Origin of the sequence: Bacteroides sp. (assembly GCF_052357945.1) — a bacterium.
Lineage (GTDB): Bacteria > Bacteroidota > Bacteroidia > Bacteroidales > Bacteroidaceae > Bacteroides.
This window is the reverse complement of sequence record NZ_DAWCXD010000201.1, coordinates 1-6,931: the sequence shown is the minus strand read 5'-3', so window position 1 is coordinate 6,931 and position 6,931 is coordinate 1. Positions and strand designations below refer to the sequence as shown.

General features: G+C 44.3%; 6 protein-coding genes. All 6 read left to right on the top strand.

Features of this window, described 5'->3' with window-relative positions:
- Nucleotides 1-71: 71 nt before the first annotated feature.
- Nucleotides 72-1,718: a diphosphate--fructose-6-phosphate 1-phosphotransferase gene (locus ACT8YW_RS21130; protein WP_049703049.1), complete on the top strand. Its 1,647-nt coding sequence runs from the start codon at nt 72-74 to the stop codon at nt 1,716-1,718.
- Nucleotides 1,719-1,886: 168 nt separating this feature from the next.
- Nucleotides 1,887-2,780: a glycoside hydrolase family 25 protein gene (locus ACT8YW_RS21125; RefSeq protein ID WP_444107059.1), complete on the top strand. Its 894-nt coding sequence runs from the start codon at nt 1,887-1,889 to the stop codon at nt 2,778-2,780.
- Nucleotides 2,781-2,855: 75 nt separating this feature from the next.
- Nucleotides 2,856-4,199 (top strand): dihydrolipoyl dehydrogenase, encoded by a 1,344-nt coding sequence (gene lpdA, locus ACT8YW_RS21120; RefSeq protein ID WP_444107058.1) that lies wholly within the window; start codon nt 2,856-2,858, stop codon nt 4,197-4,199.
- A gap of 19 nt (nt 4,200-4,218) precedes the next feature.
- Nucleotides 4,219-4,941, top strand: a complete 723-nt coding sequence (locus ACT8YW_RS21115) for a lipoate--protein ligase family protein (protein WP_211420697.1) — start codon at nt 4,219-4,221, stop codon at nt 4,939-4,941.
- Between the two features lie 109 nt (nt 4,942-5,050).
- The gene (locus ACT8YW_RS21110; protein ID WP_444107057.1) at nt 5,051-6,487 is read left to right on the top strand and encodes a dihydrolipoamide acetyltransferase family protein; all 1,437 of its coding nucleotides are present in this window, start codon (nt 5,051-5,053) and stop codon (nt 6,485-6,487) included.
- A gap of 37 nt (nt 6,488-6,524) precedes the next feature.
- On the top strand, nt 6,525-6,931 hold a 407-nt coding region (locus tag ACT8YW_RS21105; RefSeq protein WP_444107056.1), incomplete at its 3' end, for a thiamine pyrophosphate-dependent enzyme.

Sequence of the window (6,931 nt, the reverse complement as noted above, 5' to 3'; positions counted from 1 at the left end):
TGCGAAATTTGCAACGCTTTTCAAGTTTGACAAGAAACTTACTAACACCTTTAAATAAAAAATTAAAGAAAATGACTAAAAGTGCATTGCAAATCGCAAGGGCTGCTTACCAGCCCAAACTTCCGAAAGCATTGGCATCAGGAGCTGTTAAGGCTGTAGCAGGTGCTGCTACTCAATCTGTAGCCGATCAGGAAGCTATCAAAGCATTATTCCCGAACACGTATGGAATGCCGTTGATTACATTCGAAGCTGGTGAAGCTGTTGCTCTTCCCGCTATGAACGTAGGTGTAATTCTTTCCGGTGGTCAGGCTCCGGGCGGACACAATGTAATCTCCGGTTTGTTCGACGGTATCAAGAAATTGAACCCGGAAAACAAATTATATGGTTTTATCCTGGGTCCTGGTGGTCTGGTAGATCACAATTATATGGAACTGACTGCTGATATTATCGACGAATACCGTAACACGGGTGGTTTCGATATCATCGGTTCAGGACGTACGAAACTGGAAGCAGAAAGCCAGTTCGAAAAGGGATATGAAATCATCAAAGAACTTGGCATCAAAGCATTGGTTATCATCGGTGGTGACGACTCTAACACAAACGCTTGTGTATTGGCTGAATACTATGCTGCTAAGAAGTATGGTGTACAGGTAATCGGTTGCCCGAAAACAATCGACGGTGACTTGAAGAACGATATGATTGAAACTTCTTTCGGTTTCGATACAGCATGTAAGACTTATGCAGAAGTAATCGGTAACATCCAACGTGACTGTAACTCTGCACGTAAATACTGGCACTTCATCAAATTGATGGGTCGTTCGGCTTCTCACATCGCACTGGAATGTGCTTTGCAGGTACAGCCTAACGTATGTATCGTGTCTGAAGAAGTAGAAGCTAAAGATATGTCTTTGGACGATGTAGTGACTTACATCGCTAAAGTGGTAGCTGACCGTGCCGCACAGGGAAACAACTTCGGTACTGTATTGATTCCGGAAGGATTGGTAGAATTCATTCCTGCCATGAAACGCCTGATTGCTGAATTGAACGACTTCCTGGCTGCTAATGCTGAAGAATTCGGTCAGATTAAGAAATCTCACCAACGTGATTATATCATCCGCAAACTTTCTCCGGAAAACTCTGCTATCTACGCAAGTCTGCCGGAAGGTGTTGCCCGTCAGTTGACTTTGGATCGTGACCCGCACGGAAACGTTCAGGTATCACTGATCGAAACAGAAAAGCTGTTGTCTGAAATGGTAGCTACTAAGTTGGCTGCATGGAAAGAAGAAGGCAAGTATGTTGGTAAATTTGCTGCTCAACACCACTTCTTCGGTTATGAAGGACGTTGTGCTGCTCCGTCAAACTTTGACGCTGACTATTGCTACTCTCTGGGTTACACAGCCTCTATGTTGATTGCTAACGGTAAGACTGGTTATATGTCTTCTGTACGCAACACAACTGCTCCTGCTGCCGAATGGATTGCTGGTGGTGTGCCTATCACTATGATGATGAACATGGAACGTCGCCACGGTGAAATGAAACCGGTTATCCAGAAAGCATTGGTGAAACTGGATGGTGCTCCTTTCAAGGCATTTGCTGCGCAACGTGATCGTTGGGCTATCGAAACGGATTATGTATATCCGGGTCCGATCCAGTACTTCGGTCCTACAGAAGTTTGCGACCAGGCAACTAAGACTTTGCAGCTGGAACAAGCTAAATAAATACACTTCAGAGCAGTTGTTGATGTAACAGTTGCAATAACAGCTGCAATGAAAGATTCTTTCAGGCACGGACTACACGGACTACACGGTTTATAAGAAATAACTAAAAAACCGTGTTAATTCGCGTAATCCGTGCCTATCTCTAAAAACATTGATCGTTTAAAGTAAATGCCGCAACGCAACAACCCGATGTCTGCTGTACAGAAGAAAAGAACTGTTTCCACTACCAAGAAAAAGGGAACGACCTCTTCTTCCAAAACTTCCCGTACCTCAAAAAAGGAACAGATGAAGCATCGAACTGTGATGCCTGTCTGGATTCGTAACATTTTGGCAGTGGTGATTATCGGTTGTTTTTCCGTTGTATTCTACTATTTCTTTATCCGTCCTTATGCTTATCGATGGAAACCTTGTCATGGTTTAAAGGAATACGGAGTTTGTATCCCTGACGGATATGATATTCATGGTATTGACATTTCTCATTACCAGGGAAAGATTGACTGGAAAAGACTGTTGCAGAATAAAGAGACGGCTACTCCTTTGCATTTCGTTTTTATGAAAGCTACAGAAGGAGGCGACCATAACGATACTACCTTTGAGGCGAACTTCGCCAATGCCCGTAACCATGGATTTATCCGTGGTGCTTATCATTTTTATATTCCTGGTACGGATGCTTTGAAACAGGCGGACTTCTTTATTCGTACGGTGAAACTGGACACGGGTGATTTACCTCCCGTACTTGATGTGGAAGTGACCGGGCGGAAGGAAAAAAAGGAATTACAGCAAGGCATCAAACGCTGGCTGGACCGGGTGGAATCTCATTATGGAGTGAAACCTATTCTTTATACCTCTTATAAATTTAAAACTCGTTATCTAGACGACTCTATCTTCAATGCATACCCTTATTGGATTGCCCATTATTATGTGGACTCTGTGCGGTATCAGGGAAAATGGCACTTCTGGCAACATACGGATGTAGGAAGTGTTCCCGGCATTAAAGAAGACGTAGATTTGAATGTGTTCAATGGCTCGTTAGAGGAACTTAAAAAGCTGACAATTAAGTAACGGGTATTTCTTTTCCCTACAACTTATCTCTTCTCATATTTGTTATAATCGTATTATTACTAAAAAAATACGATTATGAACTTTGATATAGCTATTATTGGTGGTGGTCCGGCCGGGTACACAGCTGCCGAACGGGCAGGGGCTAACGGATTAAAGGCCGTTCTTTTTGAGAAAAAGGCAATGGGTGGAGTATGTCTCAATGAGGGGTGTATTCCTACTAAAACTTTGTTATATTCTGCTAAAATACTGGATAGCATCAAGAATGCTTCCAAATACGGCGTTTCTGCCGAATCTCCTTCGTTCGATTTATCCAAGATTATGAGCCGTAAGGATAGAACAGTAAAAATGTTGACGGGTGGCGTGAAGATGACTGTGAATTCTTACGGAGTGACGATCGTGGAGAAAGAAGTTTTTATAGAAGGAGAGAACGAGGGGATGATCCGCATCACCTGTGATGAAGAAACCTATTCCGTGAAATACTTGCTGGTATGTACCGGATCCGATACAGTGATTCCTCCCATACCGGGATTGTCGGGAGTCAGTTATTGGACTTCCAAGGAGGCGTTGGAGATAAAAGAACTTCCCAAGACGCTGGTTATTATTGGCGGTGGAGTGATCGGGATGGAATTTGCTTCTTTCTTCAACAGTATGGGAGTAAAGGTGCATGTGGTAGAAATGATGCCGGAAATTTTGGGAGCGATGGATAAGGAAACGAGCGGTATGCTTCGCGCCGAATATGCCAAACGGGGAGTCACTTTCTATTTGAATACGAAAGTAGTGGAAGTGAACGCTCATGGAGTCGTGATAGAAAAAGAAGGCAAAGTTTCCACTATTGAAGCGGAGAAAATCTTGCTTAGTGTAGGCCGTAAGGCAAATTTATCCGGAGTGGGGCTGGACAAGCTGAATATAGAATTGCATCGGAACGGGGTCAAAGTAGATGAACATCTGTTGACTTCGCATCCCCGTGTATATGCTTGTGGGGATATTACAGGTTATTCTTTATTGGCACATACCGCTATTCGTGAAGCGGAAGTCGCTATCAATCATATCTTGGGAGTGGAAGACCGGATGAATTACGATTGTGTTCCGGGAGTTGTTTATACCAATCCCGAAGTGGCAGGAGTGGGAAAGACAGAAGAAGAACTGATAAAATCAGGACTTTCTTACCGTGTATCCAAATTACCGATGGCTTATTCCGGTCGGTTCGTAGCCGAGAATGAACAGGGAAACGGCCTTTGTAAGTTGATTCAGGATGAAGAAGGGAAGATCATCGGTTGCCACATATTGGGAAATCCGGCGTCGGAACTCATAGTGATCGCAGGTATTGCTATTCAGAGAGGCTATACGGTGGAAGAATTTCAGAAGACTGTATTCCCGCATCCTACGGTCGGAGAGATTTATCACGAGATTATGTTTTAACTCTTATTCTGTCTGACCTATGATTCGATGTATCTATAGTCCGTTTACTGATATTTACTTTCACTTGGCTGCAGAAGAATATCTGTTGAAGCAGGGAAATGAAGACATTTTCATGCTTTGGCAGGACACTCCTTCTGTGGTAATAGGGAAGCATCAGCGGTTACGGTCGGAAGTCGATCAGGAATGGGCGGAACGGGAGCAGGTACATGTTGCCCGTCGTTTTTCCGGTGGAGGAGCAGTGTACCATGATTTGGGCAATGTCAATCTGACTTTTATAGAAACGACTCCCCGCTTGCCGGAGTTTGTCACGTATTTGCAGCGGACGTTGGATTTCCTGAACTCTATGGGACTGATGGCAACAGGAGGCGAACGATTGGGGATTTATCTGAATGGATTGAAAATATCAGGAAGTGCGCAATGCCTGTACAAGGATCGGGTATTGTATCATTGCACGCTATTGTATGATACGGACCTTACAGCGTTGCATCAAGCATTGAATCCGGAACCGATGGTCGATGATGAAACGTTATCGTCTGTATATGCTGTTCCTTCCGTTCGGAGTGAGGTAACTAATATTCGCAGGCATTTGCCGGCGGGGACTGTCACTGATTTCAAAGAAAAGGCTTTTCAGTATTTCAGTAAGTCGCAATCCGTCAGTGCTTTCACCAGGGAGGAGATAGAAGCCATCAATCAGCTCCGGGAAGAGAAATATATTCAGAAAGAGTGGATATATAGCCGTTGATGTACAGGCTGTACCGATTGGCGTCCGGTTAAAATTTACTTAACTTAAAACTTTCTATTTCAGCCCATTGTTGTAATATATCTAAGGTTGAATAATAAATTTACTGTCTATGTCAAAATTCGAAATAAAAATGCCTAAGTTGGGCGAGAGTATAACCGAAGGGACCATTGTCTCTTGGTCTGTAAAGGTGGGTGACATGATTCAGGAAGACGATGTGCTTTTTGAAGTGAATACTGCTAAAGTAAGTGCAGAAATCCCTTCTCCCGTAGCGGGAAAAGTGGTGGAGATTTTATATAAGGAAGGTGACACGGTAGCTGTAGGAACAGTTGTCGCCATTATTGATTTGGATGGCGAAGAATCATCCGGTACGGAGCCGGCAAGCGAAAGTGCCGCAAACCAAGGAGCTGATGCTGGCCAGGTTGCCGCTGATGTTTCCGGAACATCACAATTAGCTGCAGACATTGCTAAGAATCAATCAGTGAATACTGCATCAACCCCCGTTGATACATCCAAACCCGTTGCTGTTGAGGAAGAACGTTGGTATTCTCCTGTTGTGATTCAGTTGGCGCGGGAGGCTAAGATTCCGAAAGAAGAGTTGGATGCTATACAAGGTACGGGTTATGAAGGGCGATTGAGTAAGAAAGATATAAAAGACTATATTGAAAAGAAGAAAAGAGGAGATATGGCTGAACAGAAGCCAGCCTCTGTCGTTGCTGCTCCGGCTGCAAACAAACCGTCGGTGGTTGTTGCTCCCGAACCGATAACTCCGAAAACGTCTCCGGTTGCATCTGCCCCTGCTGCACAGTCGGCTGCTACTTCATCCAAATCGTCTGCTCCTGTTGCCACGCCTGGAGTTGAAGTGAAAGAGATGGATCGTGTCCGCCGGATTATTGCCGATCACATGGTTATGTCTAAGAAAGTATCTCCTCATGTAACCAATGTGGTAGAAGTAGACGTCACCAAACTGGTGCGTTGGCGTGAAAAGAACAAAGATGCTTTCTTCCGTCGCGAAGGAGTGAAGTTGACTTATATGCCTGTGATAACCGAGGCCGTAGCGAAAGCATTGGCAGCCTATCCTCAAGTGAATGTGTCAGTAGACGGATATAATATCCTCTTTAAGAAACATATCAATGTAGGTATTGCTGTCTCTCTGAATGATGGAAATCTGATTGTGCCTGTGGTGCATGACGCCGATCGTTTGAATCTGAATGGTCTGGCAGTTGCCATTGACTCTTTAGCCCTGAAAGCAAGGGATAATAAATTAATGCCGGAAGATATTGATGGCGGTACATTTACCATTACCAATTTCGGAACGTTCAAGAGCCTGTTCGGTACACCGATAATTAATCAGCCGCAGGTTGCTATTTTGGGAGTAGGATATATTGAAAAGAAACCTGCTGTGATAGAAACACCGGAAGGCGATACGATTGCCATCCGCCATAAAATGTATCTGTCTTTGTCTTACGACCATCGGGTAGTAGACGGAATGTTGGGAGGTAACTTCCTCCACTTTATAGCCGACTACCTCGAAAACTGGCAAGGCTGATAACTGATTGTTTCACTCATTAAGAACTTCATTCACTATGAAAAAGAAATATGATATAAAAACGACAGATGTAGAAACCCTGAAAAAGTGGTATCATCTGATGACATTGGGGCGTGCTTTGGATGAAAAAGCACCGTCATACCTGCTACAATCCTTGGGTTGGTCTTATCATGCTCCTTACGCGGGGCATGATGGTATTCAGCTTGCCATTGGTCAGGTATTCACTTTGGGCGAAGACTTCCTGTTTCCTTACTACCGCGATATGCTGACTGTACTTTCTGCCGGAATGACTCCGGAAGAAATTATCCTGAATGGTATCTCGAAAGCGACAGACCCGGGCAGCGGCGGACGTCACATGTCGAACCATTTCGCCAAACCGGAATGGCACATCGAAAACATTTCTTCTGCAACGGGTACACACGACCTTCATGCGGCAGGTGTGGC